A 13,759-nucleotide genomic window follows, 5' to 3' on the forward strand; every position below is an offset into this window, starting at 1 on the left:
CTACCCTCCCCGCCATGTCCGTCGCCGCCGCCGTCCTGTTGCTCCTGCTCGGCCTGACCGCCGCGCTCGGGCTCGTCAACGCGCTCTGGCCGCGGACGACGTGGTGGCTCATCGCGCCGAGCTGGGGCGCCGCGTTCGTCACGACCGAGCTCGCGCTGCACCTCGTCGTGCTCAGCGCGGTGGCCGCGGGGCTTCTCGCCGCGCTGGGCGGGACGACGCACGCCGCGGGGCTCACCGGCCTCGGCCTGCTCGTGCTCACCGACCTCGCGGCCGTCCCGCTCATCCTCAGCGCGCGGCGCACGCGCCTGTCGACCGGCTCCTGGTTCCAGGACGGCGACCTCGAGATCACCGACGATGCGTCCGTCCCGCGGTACCCGCGCAGCCACATCGCCTTCCCGTGGCGGATGTTCCGCCACCCGGGCGTGCGCGTCGTGCGTGGGGTCGAGTTCGCGGTCGTCGACGGCCGGCCGCTGAAGGCCGACTTCTACCTGCCGGTCACCGCGCCGGCGGGCCCCCGCCCCGCGGTCGTGCAGGTGCACGGCGGCGCCTGGGTCCTCGGCTCCCGCCAGGAGCAGGGCATCCCGCTGCTGAACCATCTTGCCGCCTGCGGCTTCGTCGGCATGAACATCGACTACCGCCTCAGCCCGTGGGCCCAGTGGCCCGACCACGTCGTGGACGTCAAGCGCGCGATCGCCTACCTGCGCGCCCACGCCGCCGAGTACGACGTGGACCCGGAGTTCATCGCGATCACCGGCGGGTCGGCCGGGGGCCACCTCGCCGCCCTCGCCGCGCTGACGTCCGACGACCGGTCGCTGCAGCCGGGCTTCGAGTCGGCGGACACGTCGGTCGCCGCCGCCGTCCCGTTCTACGGGGTCTACGACTTCCTCGACGAGGCCGGGGTCCACGTCCCCGCGCTGCACGACATCGTGCTCGCGCCGCTCGTCTTCCGGGTCCGCCGGCAGCACGCGCCCGAGCGCTACCGCGCCGCCTCCCCGCGCCACCGGGTGCACGCGGGCGCGCCGCCGTTCCTCGTCCTCCACGGCTCGCGCGACTCGCTCATCCCGGTCGCGGACGCCCACCACTTCGTCGAGGCGCTGCGCGGGGTGTCGAAGCAGCCCGTCCTCTTCGGGGAGATGGCCGGCGGCCAGCACGCCTTCGACGTCATCCCGAGCTGGCGGACCGTCCCCGTCATCGAGGCGATCGAGCGGTTCCTCACGACGACGTACGAGCAGCGCCGCCGCCCGGCGGCGCCGTCCCTCCGCGACGAGCTCGCGGGGGCGCTGACGGACTGACGGCGGGCGGGCGGCCCACCTGACGGCGGCGTGCGGTCTCGCCGGGGATATCCCCCCACGAGACCGCACGCTGCGGTCGGCGTCACCAGGCGAAGCGCCCGCGGACTGCGCGCCCGACCTGGGCGACGAGCAGCTTCGGCAGCCGGGTGCGGGAGCCGGCGAAGGCGTCGCGCATCGCCGCGCGCGCGTCCTCCCCGTGGAGCGCGTCGCCGTGGCCGAGGAGCAGGTGCTCGACGCGGCCGGCGTACGGCTTCAGGACCGTCGGCGGCAGCAGGCGCCGCGCCGGATGCACCCCGACCGTCTCGCCCGGAGCGGCGAAGTCGGGCGCGCCGACGAGCGCCTCGGGGACGACGAGTGTCGCCGTCGCCTCGTCCCACAGCGCGTCCTCCTTCCATACCGGCAGGTGCCAGAGCGGGACGACGGTGAACGGCCCGGCCACCGCGCCCGGGAGCGGGGCGCGCAGCAGCGGGACGCCGAAGCGCCGGGCGACGGCCTCGCAGTCGCGCGGGTGGCGGTCGAGGAGCTGGAAGACGCCCGCCACGGGCTCGCCGAGCTCGGCGACCGCCGCGTCGAGCCCCTCGCCGTCCGGCGGGTCGATGAGCCACACGCCGCCCCCGGCGAGGACCGCGTGGCCCGCGCGCTGCATCCATGGCGGCAAGGGGTGGGTCCAGCTCCGGGTCGTGGCGGACGGGGCGGCGAAGCGCAGCGGGGCCATGGTTCGGACCCTACCCACGGGTGAAGAAGATCTTCACCGCGCGGCTCGGCGGGGGAGATACTGTGCACCGCGATGTCCGACGAGCCCTCCTTCGACCTCGACGCCGCTGGGCTCCGGGCCGACGGCGCGGCGCTCTCGACCGACGTCGAGGTGCTCGCGCGCAAGCTCGAGGACGCCCTCCCCGCGCTGACGACCGTCGACCGCCGCGCCAAGCGGCTCTTCTCGAAGGACAAGGTCGTGACCGCCGTCGAGGTCCGCGTCGCGACGACCCGCTACGCGCTGACCGTCGACGGGCATCGCGTCGACGCGACGCGCGAGCAGGAGGTCCGCGGCGTCGTCATCAAGCGCGAGCCGCTCGATCTCTCCGCCTGGTGCGACGCGCTCACCGGCGAGCTCGCCGAGCAGGCGCAGACGAGCGCCGCCGCCCGCGACGCCCTCGACCGGCTCCTCCGGTAAGCGCGTGGGCTTCCTCGACAAGCTCCGCGGTTCGGGCTCGCCCGAGGAGGAGGCGGCCGAGGCGGCCCGCGAGGCGGCGTCCGCGGCCGCCGAGGCCCGCCGCGAGCAGGACCTGCAGCGGCTCGCCGCCGGAGGCATCCCGACCGCGGCCGAGGCACGCCTAGCCGAGCTCGCCGCCGGGAGGACGGGCTTCACCTCCAACCTCTCCGTCGCCGACTTCGCCCTCACGCAGCTGGACGGCGTGCGGCCGATCGCGCAGGTCATGGGCAGCTCGGTCTACAAGGTCGGCTGGCGCAACTACCCGTGGAACTCCGGCTGGGGCCGCGGCTCGATCACGGAGATGACGACGCTGAGCCAGGCGTGGAACGAGGCGCGCGGGCTCGCGCTCGGGCGGCTCGCCGAGGAGGCGCGCGTCTCCGGCTGCCACGCCGTCGTCGACGTGACGTTCAGCTCGCGGCAGCACGACTTCCTCAGCGACGAGATCGAGATCGTCGTCGTCGGGACGGCGGTCCATCTGCCCGAGGGCGGGCGCGAGGGGCCGCCGGTCCTCACCGACCTGTCGATGCCGGACTTCACGCTCCTGCGCCGCGCGGGCTACGTGCCCGTCGGCGTCGTCACCGCGACCGCGGTCTTCTACGTTGCCGCGTCCGCCGCGACGCGCCGCCTCACGACCGGCTGGCAGCGGACGAAGCCGAACGTCGAGATCACCGACTTCACCCAGGGCGTGTACACCGCGCGGGAGACGGCGCTCGGCCGCGCGACCGCCCAGGCGCAGGCGCTCGGCGCGCACGGCCTGGTCGGCGTGCAGGTCGACGACAAGGTCGAGATCCGCGAGTACGAACGCAACGACACGAAGTACGAGGACCTGATCGTGACCTTCCACGTGATCGGGACCGGCATCTACCAGCACGCAGCGCACCGCCCGCTGCAGCCCGAGCTCTACGTCCGCCAGAACCCCCGGAGACCGCGATGACCCAGCCGTACGACCCCACCTCGCTCGAGGGCGTCCCCGCCGCCGGCCGCGCCCGCCTGGAGCAGAACAAGCGCGGCCTCTTCACGAGCGACCTGTCGGTGAGCGAGTTCCTCCTCATCAAGGAGGCGGGCTTCGACCCGCTCGGGCTCGTCGTCGGCTCGTCGATCTTCCACATCGGCTTCCAGCAGTCCTCGTGGAAGAAGAGCGAGGAGATGACCGTGCTCAGCGAGGCGATGTACGCCGCGCGCGAGCTCGCGATGACCCGCATGGAGGAGGAGGCCGACCAGCTCGGCGCGGACGGGATCGTCGGCGTGCGGCTGGAGGTCGGCCGCTACGACTGGGGCGAGCACATGGCCGAGTTCATCGCGATCGGCACCGCGATCAAGCACCGCGACGGCGAGCTGCACCGCGCGCCGAACGGGCGCCCGTTCACGAGCGACCTGTCCGGACAGGACTTCTGGACGCTCCTGCGCTCCGGGCACCGCCCGGTCGGCATGGTCATGGGCTCCTGCGTCTACCACGTCGCCCACCGCGGCATGTTCCAGGCGATGCGCCAGTCGGGGCAGAACGTCGAGCTGCCGAACTTCACCCAGGCGCTCTACGACGCGCGCGAGCTCGCGATGGAGCGGATGCAGGCCGAGGCCGAGGCGGTCCAGGCCGAGGGCATCGTCGGGGTCGACCTGAAGGAGGGCAACCACGGCTGGGGCTCGCACGTCATCGAGTTCTTCGCGGTCGGCACGGCGATCGTCCCGTACGGCGAGGAGCACACGATCACGCCACCGGTCCCGGTGCTCGACCTGAGCTGATCGGGGCGCCGTCGGGGGCGGCGTGCGGCCACGTGGGGGATATTCCCCCATGAGACCGCACGCCGCGAAGGGAAAGGCGGGCGCGTAGGGTGTCCCGGGATGGACTGGGACGCCCTCCTCGCCGCCGACCGCCGCCACGTGTGGCACCCCTACGGCCCGATGCCGGGAACGGTCGACGCGCTGCCGGTGGTGAGCGCGGAGGGCGTGCGGCTGCGGCTCGCGGGCGGCCGCGAGCTCATCGACGGCATGTCCTCCTGGTGGTGCGCGGTGCACGGCTACCGGCACCCTGCGATCGACGCCGCCATCCGCGACCAGCTCGGCCGGATGGCCCACGTCATGTTCGGCGGCCTGACCCACGAGGGCGCGATCGTTCTCGCGCAGCGGCTCGTCAACATGACTCCCGAGGGCCTCGAGCACGTCTTCTTCGCGGACTCCGGGTCGATCGCCGTCGAGGTCGCGATCAAGATGGCGCTGCAGGCGGCGCGCGCCGACGGGTCGACGTCGAGGACGAAGCTCCTCACCGTCCGCGGCGGCTACCACGGCGACACCTTCGGGGCGATGGCGGTCTGCGACCCGGTCGGCGGGATGCACTCGCTGTTCACCGGGATCCTCGCCGAGCACGTCTTCGCGCCGCGGCCCCCCGACGGCTTCGACGCGCCGCTCAACCCGGCCTGGGCGGCCGCCGTCGATGACCTCGCCGCGCAGCACGCCCACGAGCTCGCCGCCGTCATCGTCGAGCCGGTCGTGCAGGGCGCGGGCGGGATGCGGATGCACTCCCCCGCGTGCGTCGCCCACCTGCGCGACGTCTGCGACCGCCACGGCCTGCTGCTCGTCCTCGACGAGATCGCGACGGGCTTCGGCCGCACCGGCGCGCTCTTCGCCGCCGGCCACGCGGGCGTCACGCCGGACATCCTCTGCGTCGGCAAGGCGCTCACCGGCGGGGCGCTGACGCTCGCGGCGACGCTCTGCACGCCGGAGGTCGCCGCGCGCCTCGCCACCCCGGCGGCCGGCGGCGCGCTCATGCACGGCCCGACGTACATGGCCAACCCGCTCGCCTGCGCGGCGGCGCTCGCGTCCACGCAGCTGCTGCTCGACGGCGGCTGGCGCTCCGACGTCCCGCGCATCGAGGCGGGGCTGCGCGCCGGCCTCGCGCCCGCGGCGGACCTCCCGAACGTCGCGGACGTCCGCGTCCTCGGGGCGGTCGGCGTCGTCCAGCTCGACGGCCCGGTCGACATGGCCCGCGTCACGGCGGCGGCGGTCGAGCGCGGCGTCTGGCTGCGCCCGTTCCGCGACCTCGTCTACGCGATGCCGCCGTACGTCACGGGTGACGCGGACCTCGCCCGCGTGTGCGACGCCATCGTCGCGGCTGCGGCCGCGATGGCCGAGGCGCCGGCGCCCGGCTGACCGGCCGCCCGCGGCGACTGCCGTATCGTCCCGCCGCAGTGAGCCCGACCGACACGCCGCCCGTCACCCGCGCCGACTACCCGCACGTCAGCCCCCTCCCCACCCGGTGGAAGGACAACGACGTCTACGGCCATGTGAACAACGTCGAGTACTACGCGTTCTTCGACACCGTCATCAACGCCTACCTCATCCGCGAGGGCGGCCTGGACATCCACGCGGGGGACGTCATCGGGCTCTGCGCCGAGTCGCACTGCGCCTACAAGGCGGCGCTCGCCTTCCCCGACGTCGTCGACGCCTGCCTGCGCGTCGGGCGCCTCGGCCGCTCGTCGGTGACGTACGAGCTCGCGCTCTTCCGGTCCGGCGACGAGAGCGCCGCCGCGACCGGCTGGTTCGTCCACGTCTTCGTCGACCGCGAGACCCGCCGCCCCGTCGCCGAGCTGCCCCCGCGCCTGCGCGCCGCCCTGTCCGCCCTGGAGGTCACCCCCGCATGAGCCCGACGCCCACCCACGAGACGATCTACACCCTCGAGGCCACGCCGGTGAAGTACGGGCCGGGGGCCGCCGGGGACGCGGGCTGGGAGCTCAGGCGCCTCGGCGTCACCCGCGCGCTGCTCGTCACCGACCCGGGCGTCGCGGCGGCCGGGCACGCGGACCGGGTCGCCGAGGCGATCCGCGCGGAGGGAATCGACGTCGTCGTCTACGCCGAGTCGCGCGTGGAGCCGGACCTGCGGTCGATGGAGCACGCGGTCGCCTTCGCGCAGGACGCCCGCCCCGACGGCTTCGTCTCCGTCGGCGGCGGCTCGGCGATGGACACCGCGAAGGTCATGGACCTCATCGTCAGCCACCCGGCCGACATCATGGCGTACATCAACCCGCCGATCGGCGAGGGCCGCAAGCCGCCGTCGCCGCTCCTCCCCCACCTCGCGATCCCGACGACGAGCGGCACCGGCAGCGAGGCGACGACGGTCGCGATCCTCGACCTCCCGGACCTCAAGGTGAAGTCGGGCATCTCGCACCGCTACCTGCGCGCGACGCAGGCGATCGTCGACCCCGAGCTCACGCGGACGCTCGGCGCCGACGTCGTCGCGAGCTGCGGCCTGGACGTCGTCTGCCACGCGGCGGAGTCCTTCCTCTCCAAGCCGTTCGACACCCGGCCCTACCCGGAGACGCCGGACGCGCGACCGCCGTACCAGGGCTCCAACCCGATCGCCGACCTCTGGTCCGCCCACGCGCTGCGCACCGGCGGGACGTACCTCCGTCGCGCCGTCGCCGGTCCGGACGACGTCGAGGCGCGCGGCGCAATGATGCTCGCGGCGACCACCGCGGGCATCGGCTTCGGCTCGGCCGGCGTCCACATTCCGCACGCGTGCGCCTACCCGATCGCCGGCCTCAAGCACGTCTACCGGCCGCCGGGCTACCCCGCCGACCACCCCTTCGTGCCCCACGGCCACAGCGTCATCGTCACCGCGCCCGCGGCCTTCCGGTTCACCTACGAGGCGATGCCCGAGCGCCACCACCACGTCGCCGAGCTGCTCAACGGCGCCCCGATCGAGCATCCGGGGCCGGACTCCCTGCCCGACGTCATCGTCGCGCTGATGAAGGACATCGCCGCGGCCCGGGGCATCGAGGAGCTCGGCTACACCGAGGACGACATCCCCGCGCTCGTCGACGGCGCCCTGAAGCAGCAGCGGCTGCTCGTCATCGCGCCGCGCGAGCCGGATTCAGACGACCTCGCGGCGATCTACCGCGCGTCGCTGCGCAACTGGTAGCGGAGCGCCGCAGGTCCGCGCACCGGCGCGTTGTGAGGCGCAGCCGAGCAACCGCCAAGGTGATCCGAGCCGCCAGGCGAGGATCACCCGTCGTCCTGCGAGAACGCCCAGCGCGTCTCCTCGATGGAGAGCCGGGAGGACAGGCAGGCGAGGAGCTTCATGCGGGCGGCCTGGGGGCTGAGGAAGCCGACGGGGATGATCCCGGTGTCGCGGAGGTCCTGCTCGGAGCCGGCGTAGCCGTAGGTGCCCTGCAGGACGACGCCGCGCTCGGGGCGGCAGTAGGCGAGGATCGGCATGCGCTCGGCGGCGTCGGCCCAGAGCGCGAGCAGCTCGGGCGCGAGGTGGCCGGCTCCGAGCGTCCCGATGACGACGCCGTCGGGCTCGGCGGCGAGGGCGGCACGGGCGAGCGAGCCGTCGTCGCCCGAGACCGACGGGACGATGAGCACGCGCTTGCTGAGGTCGGTCGGGTCGAGGGGCGGGTTGCGCGGCAGGCGCGACCAGATCGTCGCGTGGCCCTCGGTGACGCGGCCGAGCGGGCCGGTCTGCGGCGAGCTGAAGGCGACGAGCGACGTCGTGTCGGTCTTGCGGGCGCAGCGGGCGTGGTGGATCTCGCCGCCGAAGACGACGAGGACGCCCATGCCGGCCGCGTTCTCGCTCGCGGCAACGGAGACGGCGTCCATGAGGTTCGCGGGGCCGTCGGCGCCGGCGGCGGTCGCGGGACGGATCGCGCCGGTGAAGACGATCGGGGCCTCGGCGTCGTGGATGACGTCGCAGAGCATCGCGGTCTCCTCGAGCACGTCGGTGCCGTGGGTGACGACGACGCCGATGCCGCGGCGGGCGGCGTCGCGCGCGGCCCGGCAGATGTTGAGCTGGTCGTCGAGCGTCAGGTGCGCGCTCGGGACGTTGATGATCGTCTCGGCGGTCAGCCCGGCGCGGCCGGCGAGCGACGGCACCGCCGCGACGAGGCCGGCGGCGTCGAGCGCGGGCGTCGCCCCCTCGTGGCCCGTCATCGCGATGGTGCCGCCGGCGGCGAGGATGCGCACGCGGCGGGCGTCGGGCAGAGCGGGGCTGGACATCTGCCCTGACCTTAGCCCTCGCCTCGGGCGGGCGCGACGCCCGCGCGCGACTCAGGCCGGCTCGAGCGAGCCGTCGCGGACCGCGGCGAGCAGCCCGTCGCACGCGGCCGTGACGAGGTCGAGCACGTCGTCGAAGCCACGCGGCCCGCCGTAGTACGGATCAGGGACGTCGAGGTCGCCGCGCGCGACCGCGGCCGGGTCGAACTCCCGCAGCCGCCGCACGCGCGCCCGCGCGGGGTCGTCCGGGGCCAGGCGGGCGAGCAGCTCGCGGACGTTCGCCCCGTCGGCGCAGAGGAGCAGGTCGAAGTCGGCGAAGTCCGCGTCGCGGACCTGCCGGGCGGCGCCGCTCAGGGTGACGCCGCGCCGGGCCGCGGCCGCGGCGGACCGCTCGTCGGGCGGACGACCCACGTGCCACGCGCCGGTCCCGGCGCTGTCGACCTCGACCTCCCCCGCGAGCCCGACCCCCTCGAGGCGCTGCCGCATGACGGCCTCCGCGGTCGGCGAGCGGCAGATGTTGCCCATGCAGACGAAGAGCAGGCGGGTCACGGCGCCGATCGTAGTGGCCCGCGGACGGCCCCGGGGGCCGCACACGAACCGCCCCGGAACGGCGGAAGGCCCGCGCGGACGCGGGCCTTCCGGTCAGCGGAGAGGGCGGGATTCGAACCCGCGATGGAGCGTTCAACCCCATACCCACTTAGCAGGCGGGCGCCTTCAGCCTCTCGGCCACCTCTCCGTAGGCGCCGAAGTGTAGAGCAGGACGGGTCACCGGGCGGGACAGCACGGTCAAGGAAACCGCCTTGCGGGCCGATGCACCCTCTCGTACCCTCGATCGCGTCCCTGTGCCCCCTCCCAACGTCTCCGTCCGCCACTCAAGCGAAGCGCTGAACGCCGTTACGCGCCTCCTGTCGGCCTCCCTCGACACGGCCGGGCCGGCCGCGCTGCACCAGCTCCTCGTCGACGAGGCGCGGGCCCTGTTCGGGGCGACCGGGGCGGTCCTCCTGAGCATCGAGGAGCGTGAGCGCCTCGCGCACGTCGTCTGTTCGGCGCCCTCGCAGCCGACGCCGAACCGCCGGCTGCAGCTCGACGCGCTCCCGGCCCTGGCCGAGCTCACCGACCAGCGCTCGTCCCACGTCCTCCTCTCGACGGCGCGGACGCAGGTCCTCGGCCGCCTGCTCGGGTGGAGCGGCGCGACGCCGTCGGCGATGGTCCTCCCCCTCCGCTCGCGCGACCGCCTCGAGCACGCCCTCGTCCTCCGCGGCCCGCACTTCGGTTGGGGCACGGACCCCGACACCGTCAGCGTGGCGACAGCCTTCGCCGCCGCCGCAGGCGCGGCGGTCGCCCAGGCGCGCCTCGGCGCCGAGCAGGCGACGCGGATGGCGCAGCAGGCTGCCCTCTCCCGCGCCGGCCGCCAGCTCAACGACCGCGGCCTCGACCTTCCCGCCGTCCTGCACGGCATCTGTGCGGAGGCCCAGGCGATCCTCGACGGCGACTGCGCGATCGTCTACCGCAAGGACACGGACGACTCGCTCACCGTCGAGGCGTGCCTCGGCCTGCCCGACGGGACCGCCGGCCGTCGCCTCCCGATCAGCACCGGGCTCTCCGGCCGCGTCGTCAGCGCCAACCGCGCGCTGCTGACGAACGACTACGACCAGCTCGCCCAGCCGTCCCCGGGCACGCCGTTCGACGGCATCCGCAGCTGCCTGTCGGTCCCGCTGCGGTGGGACGGCGAGCTGCGCGGCGTCCTCAGCGTCGGCTTCCGCCGCACCCAGTTCGTCGACCCCCGCGACCTCGCCCTGCTCGAGGCCTTCGGCGAGCTCGCCGCCGCCGCGTGCCGCAACGCGAGCACCGCCGCCGGCCTCGCCCGCGCGGCGCGGACCGACGGGCTCACCGGCTGCCTGAACCAGTCGGCGCTGCGCGAGCTCCTCCGCGACGAGGTCGCCCGGTCGGAGCGCACCGGCGTCCCGGTCAGCATCATCCTGCTCGACCTCGACGAGTTCAAAGAGGTCAACGAGCGCGCCGGCCACCTCACCGGGGACGAGGTGCTCCGCCGCGTCGGCGACGCGCTCCGTGCCTCCGTCCGCCCCTACGACGCCGTCGCCCGGTACGGCGGCGACGAGTTCGTGATCATCTGCCCCGGCGCCGACGAGCCGGCCGCGCTCGAGGTCGCCCACCGGGCGCTCGACCGCGTCGAGGCCGGGGTCCGCTCGCTCACGGGGACCCGCGGCACCGCCGCGACCGCGGGCGTCGCCCAGCTCCGTCCCGGTCAGCCGGTCCTCGGGCTCCTCGACGACGCCGACCGCGCGCTCCTCTACGGTAAGCAGGAGCTCGACCGCGGCGTCGCCGTCCGCGCCAGCGACCTGCCCGCGTCGTGGTCGGGCGCCGTCGACGACCGGCACGCGTCGCGGCTCGGCGACACCCCGATCCGCGACGTCATCGGCGCCGCCGAGGAACCCCGCGCGCAGCCGGGTGCCGCGGGTCACGGCACGGGGGCCGGCGACGCCCAGCCGTGGCCGTCGAACGACTCGGGGTCGGACGCCGAGCGCAGCCGCCTGGAGAAGCGCACCCGGCAGCTCTCGATCGCCCGCGCGCTCGGCACGCGCCTGGCGGGCATCTCCGACCCGGACGCGATCCCCGACGCCGTCGTCGACGAGCTGCACCGCGCCTTCGGCTACTTCCTCTGCGCGGCAGTCCGCCTGCGGGAGGACGACTACGTCGAGGCCGTCGCCGTCCGCGGCGACAACTTCGTCCGCCTGCTCGTCGACCAGTGGACGCAGCCGCGCGACGCGGGGCTCATCGGCCGCTCGCTGCGCGCCCGTCGCGCGATCGTCGTCGACGACGTCCTGCTCGACTCGACGTACGCGACGACCATCGCGACGCACGAGGTCCGCAGCGAGATGGTCGCCCCGGTGTGGGTGGGCGACAAGCTCTGGGGCGTGCTGAACGTCGAGGAGCTCCGGCCCCGGGCCTTCGACGAGAACGACGTGCAGCTGCTCGAGATGCTCGCCGACCAGCTCGGCGCCGCGCTCCGCAGCGCGACGCTCTACGCGCAGCTCGAGCGCGCCTACCTCGGGACCGCGGAGGCGCTCGCCGCCGCGCTCGAGGCGAAGGACGCCTACACCGCGAGCCACGCGCACTCGATCGTCGACTGGGCCGACCGGGTCGGGGAGCGCCTCGGCATGAGCGCCGACGAGCGCCGTGACCTGCGCTACGGCGCGATCTTCCACGACATCGGCAAGATCGCGGTGCCGGAGGCGATCCTCAACAAGCGCGGCCCGCTCGACGTGACCGAGGCGACGCTCGTCCGCCGCCACACGATCGTCGGCGAGCAGATCCTCGCCCCGGTCGAGTTCCTCAGCGGCGTCCTGCCGATCGTCCGCCACGAGCACGAGCGCTGGGACGGCGGCGGCTACCCGGACGGACTCGCCGGCCGCGAGATCCCGCTCTCGGCCCGGGTCGTCTTCGTCTGCGACGCCTACCACGCGATGACGAGCGACCGGCCCTACCGCCAGGCCATGGCGCCGGACGCCGCGCGCGCCGAGCTCGCCGCCGGCGCCGGCACGCAGTTCGACCCCGCGGTCGTCGCGGCGTTCCTCGCGGTGCTCGACGACGAGCAGCGCGCGCCGCACCTCGTCGCCGTCAGCTGACCGGACCCGCGGCGCGCCGTCCGGCCGATCCTGGCGCCGGTGGCGGGACGGCGGGCGCCGGACCCGCGGTAGGCTCGCCGCATGACGCACCTCCGGCGCTTGCTCGTCGCCTTCGCCGCGACCGCAGGGGTCGCCGCGGTCGGCCTCCCCGGACCCGTCGCGGGCGCCGTCGGCGGGGTCGCCACCGCCCGCGCCGACGTCAGCTGGCTCTGCCGCCCCGGCGAGCAGCCCGACCCGTGTCGCGAGTCGCTCGCCACGACGTACGTCGCCGCGGACGGGACCTCGCGCGTCGAGCATCCTCCGCTGCCCGCCGATCCGCCGATCGACTGCTTCTACGTCTACCCGACCGTCTCCCAGCAGCTCGGCGTCAACGCCGACAAGCGCAAGGACCCGGAGGAGATCGCGATCGCGCGCTACCAGGCGTCGCGCTATTCGCAGGAGTGCCGCGTGTACGCACCGATGTACCGGCAGCTGACGCTCGCGTCGATCTACACCGGGACGCCGGCGGCGCGCGCGGCGGGGCGCAAGCTCGCGTACGCCGACGTGAAGGAGGCCTTCGCGGCGTACCTCGCCCACGACAACGGCGGTCGCGGGTTCGTCCTCATCGGGCACTCGCAGGGGGCGGGGATGCTCCGCCAGCTCGTCCGGGACGTCGTCGACGGCGACCCCGCCGTCCGCGCGCGGCTCGTCTCGGCGGTGCTGCTCGGCGGCAACGTCCTCGTCCGCCGGGGCCAGACCTCCGGCGGCGACTTCGAGCACGTCCCGGCGTGTACGGCACCCGCGCAGCTGGGCTGCGTCATCGCGTGGTCGACGTTCTCAGACCCGCCGCCGTCGAACACCCGCTTCGGCAAGGCACCCGCGACCGACATCACCGGCGCGGGCCTGCCCGCCGGACCGCAGTACGAGGTCCTCTGCACGAACCCGGCGTCGCTCGCCGCGAACGCGCAGGCGCCCCTGAGCACGCTCGTGCGCACCGACGCCTACCCCGGGATCATCGGCGGCGGCCTGACGCTGACGTACGGCGGACTGCCGCCGACGGCCGCCACGCCGTGGGTCCAGCCGCAGGACCACTACACCGCGCGGTGCGTCGACTCGGGCGGCGCCCACGTCCTCCTGCTCTCCCCGGTCGGGGCGGCGCGGCACCTGAACCCGTTCCCGACGCCCGACTGGGGCGTCCACATCACCGACGGGAACATCGCGCTCGGCAACCTCGTCTCCACGGTGCACGCGGAGGCGTCCGCGTTCCTCGCGGCGGCCGCCGCGAAGCACGTCAGGGCGCCGCGCCTGACGATGGGGCTCGCGTTCCGCGGGAGGAGCGCCGCCGGCGGGTCGTGCGCCCGCGGGGCGATCATCGTCCGCGTGACCGGGCCGGACCGGCCGCGCGTCCGGCGGGTCCTCGTGACGGTCGCCGGCCGGCGGGTCCTCGTGACGGTCGCCGGCCGGCGGGTCGGCGGCGACACGCGCGCACCGTTCCGGGTGAAGGTCCCGCGCAGGCGGCTCCGCGCGGGGGCCCTGCTGCGGATCGGGGTGCGGGCGACGCTGAAGGACGGACGGACCGCGCGCCTCTCGCGGACGGTGCGGACCTGCCGCGGCTAGCGACTCGTGGGCGCCGCCGGTAGTAGCGT

The 13,759-nt window shown here is 74.9% G+C and carries 12 protein-coding genes and 1 tRNA gene; 9 read left to right on the forward strand and 4 right to left on the reverse strand.

All coding sequences use genetic code 11. The annotated features are described in order from the left end of the window. Window positions 1–14: 14 nt before the first annotated feature. Entirely contained in the window at window positions 15–1,292 is a 1,278-nt protein-coding gene (locus tag NBH00_RS22075; RefSeq protein ID WP_254570726.1) for an alpha/beta hydrolase, read from the forward strand. An 82-nt stretch (window positions 1,293–1,374) separates the two neighbouring features. On the opposite strand, the gene NBH00_RS22080 is transcribed toward NBH00_RS22075, so the two are convergent. After that, window positions 1,375–2,007 carry a hypothetical protein gene (locus NBH00_RS22080; RefSeq protein ID WP_254570727.1) on the reverse strand — a complete coding sequence of 211 codons (633 nt, stop codon included), beginning with the start codon at window positions 2,005–2,007 and terminating at the stop codon, window positions 1,375–1,377. A gap of 72 nt (window positions 2,008–2,079) precedes the next feature. Here NBH00_RS22080 and NBH00_RS22085 point away from each other — a divergent pair, with 72 nt between their 5' ends. The 6 genes from NBH00_RS22085 to NBH00_RS22110 all read left to right on the forward strand — a co-directional run bounded on the left by NBH00_RS22085 (window position 2,080) and on the right by NBH00_RS22110 (window position 7,414). Then, the gene (locus NBH00_RS22085; RefSeq protein WP_254570728.1) at window positions 2,080–2,463 is read left to right on the forward strand and encodes a hypothetical protein; all 384 of its coding nucleotides are present in this window, start codon (window positions 2,080–2,082) and stop codon (window positions 2,461–2,463) included. Window positions 2,464–2,467: 4 nt separating this feature from the next. Next, the gene (locus tag NBH00_RS22090; protein ID WP_254570729.1) at window positions 2,468–3,436 is read left to right on the forward strand and encodes a heavy metal-binding domain-containing protein; all 969 of its coding nucleotides are present in this window, start codon (window positions 2,468–2,470) and stop codon (window positions 3,434–3,436) included. Beyond that, window positions 3,433–4,242 carry a heavy metal-binding domain-containing protein gene (locus NBH00_RS22095; protein ID WP_254570730.1) on the forward strand — a complete coding sequence of 270 codons (810 nt, stop codon included), beginning with the start codon at window positions 3,433–3,435 and terminating at the stop codon, window positions 4,240–4,242. The genes NBH00_RS22090 and NBH00_RS22095 overlap by 4 nt, the downstream gene beginning before the upstream one ends. Window positions 4,243–4,341: 99 nt before the next feature. Beyond that, window positions 4,342–5,646 (forward strand): adenosylmethionine--8-amino-7-oxononanoate transaminase, encoded by a 1,305-nt coding sequence (locus NBH00_RS22100; protein WP_254570731.1) that lies wholly within the window; start codon window positions 4,342–4,344, stop codon window positions 5,644–5,646. Between the two features lie 38 nt (window positions 5,647–5,684). Next, window positions 5,685–6,137, forward strand: coding sequence for an acyl-CoA thioesterase (locus NBH00_RS22105; RefSeq protein WP_254570732.1), 453 nt, complete (start codon window positions 5,685–5,687; stop codon window positions 6,135–6,137). Beyond that, a complete protein-coding gene (locus NBH00_RS22110) occupies window positions 6,134–7,414 on the forward strand; it encodes a hydroxyacid-oxoacid transhydrogenase (RefSeq protein ID WP_254570733.1) in 1,281 nt (426 codons plus the stop codon). The genes NBH00_RS22105 and NBH00_RS22110 overlap by 4 nt, the downstream gene beginning before the upstream one ends. Before the next feature lie 83 nt (window positions 7,415–7,497). On the opposite strand, the gene NBH00_RS22115 is transcribed toward NBH00_RS22110, so the two are convergent. The 3 genes from NBH00_RS22115 to NBH00_RS22125 form a co-directional block, all read right to left on the reverse strand. Further along, window positions 7,498–8,490: an asparaginase gene (locus NBH00_RS22115; protein ID WP_254570734.1), complete on the reverse strand. Its 993-nt coding sequence runs from the start codon at window positions 8,488–8,490 to the stop codon at window positions 7,498–7,500. 51 nt (window positions 8,491–8,541) lie between these two features. Next, complete coding sequence (locus tag NBH00_RS22120; protein ID WP_254570735.1) at window positions 8,542–9,036, reverse strand: low molecular weight protein-tyrosine-phosphatase; 495 nt, start codon at window positions 9,034–9,036, stop codon at window positions 8,542–8,544. A 97-nt stretch (window positions 9,037–9,133) separates the two neighbouring features. Next, window positions 9,134–9,223, reverse strand: a tRNA-Ser gene (locus tag NBH00_RS22125). Window positions 9,224–9,329: 106 nt separating this feature from the next. Here NBH00_RS22125 and NBH00_RS22130 point away from each other — a divergent pair. Further along, window positions 9,330–12,134 (forward strand): GAF domain-containing protein, encoded by a 2,805-nt coding sequence (locus tag NBH00_RS22130; RefSeq protein ID WP_254570736.1) that lies wholly within the window; start codon window positions 9,330–9,332, stop codon window positions 12,132–12,134. Between the two features lie 81 nt (window positions 12,135–12,215). Continuing rightward, window positions 12,216–13,730: a DUF3089 domain-containing protein gene (locus NBH00_RS22135; RefSeq protein WP_254570737.1), complete on the forward strand. Its 1,515-nt coding sequence runs from the start codon at window positions 12,216–12,218 to the stop codon at window positions 13,728–13,730. The last annotated feature ends 29 nt before the right edge of the window (window positions 13,731–13,759 follow it).

The sequence above is a fragment of the Paraconexibacter antarcticus genome (assembly GCF_024220175.1).
GTDB lineage: Bacteria > Actinomycetota > Thermoleophilia > Solirubrobacterales > Solirubrobacteraceae > Paraconexibacter > Paraconexibacter antarcticus.

What these genes read in the sequence shown, in the direction of transcription:
- NBH00_RS22075 (WP_254570726.1), top strand. Translation starts at nt 15, where the DNA reads ATGTCCGTCGCCGCCGCCGTCCTGTTGCTCCTGCTCGGCCTGACCGCC.
- NBH00_RS22080 (WP_254570727.1), bottom strand. Translation starts at nt 2,007, where the DNA reads ATGGCCCCGCTGCGCTTCGCCGCCCCGTCCGCCACGACCCGGAGCTGG.
- NBH00_RS22085 (WP_254570728.1), top strand. Translation starts at nt 2,080, where the DNA reads ATGTCCGACGAGCCCTCCTTCGACCTCGACGCCGCTGGGCTCCGGGCC.
- NBH00_RS22095 (WP_254570730.1), top strand. Translation starts at nt 3,433, where the DNA reads ATGACCCAGCCGTACGACCCCACCTCGCTCGAGGGCGTCCCCGCCGCC.
- NBH00_RS22100 (WP_254570731.1), top strand. Translation starts at nt 4,342, where the DNA reads ATGGACTGGGACGCCCTCCTCGCCGCCGACCGCCGCCACGTGTGGCAC.
- NBH00_RS22110 (WP_254570733.1), top strand. Translation starts at nt 6,134, where the DNA reads ATGAGCCCGACGCCCACCCACGAGACGATCTACACCCTCGAGGCCACG.
- NBH00_RS22115 (WP_254570734.1), bottom strand. Translation starts at nt 8,490, where the DNA reads ATGTCCAGCCCCGCTCTGCCCGACGCCCGCCGCGTGCGCATCCTCGCC.
- NBH00_RS22135 (WP_254570737.1), top strand. Translation starts at nt 12,216, where the DNA reads ATGACGCACCTCCGGCGCTTGCTCGTCGCCTTCGCCGCGACCGCAGGG.